This window comes from Arenibacter sp. S6351L (genome assembly GCF_023016025.1).
GTDB lineage: Bacteria > Bacteroidota > Bacteroidia > Flavobacteriales > Flavobacteriaceae > Arenibacter > Arenibacter algicola_B.
This window is the reverse complement of record NZ_JALKBB010000125.1, coordinates 1-347: the sequence shown is the minus strand read 5'-3', so window position 1 is coordinate 347 and position 347 is coordinate 1. Positions and strand designations below refer to the sequence as shown.

The 347-nt window shown below is 46.7% G+C and carries 1 protein-coding gene; it reads right to left on the bottom strand.

Translation table 11 applies throughout. The features are described from left to right. Positions 1-347, bottom strand: a 347-nt coding sequence (locus MWU82_RS24190) for a DUF1549 domain-containing protein (RefSeq protein ID WP_247098332.1), incomplete at both ends; no start/stop codon positions are given.

Genomic DNA, 347 nt, shown 5'->3' with positions numbered 1-347 from the left:
TCGTTCATGACCATCACCTTGACGTCTTTCCCTTCGGCCTTGTTGATAAAGGACAGCACCCCATTGGTCTCCTCATCCGTAATAGTCATAAAGGGAGCATCGGCAAAATATTTCTGATTGGCCGCCTGTACGGCATCCATACGTAGTCCCTTTTCATCCACATTATTAAAAAAGGAATAGATCTCATAATAATCCCTTTGGGACAGCTGGTCGTATTTGTGGTCGTGGCATTTGGCACATTCCAAGGTAAGGCCCAAAATTCCCTTCCCCAAGGTGTTGGTACGGTCTACCACATAATAGGACTGGTACTCCTCCTGAATTACACCGCCCTCCTGTGTTATGGGATG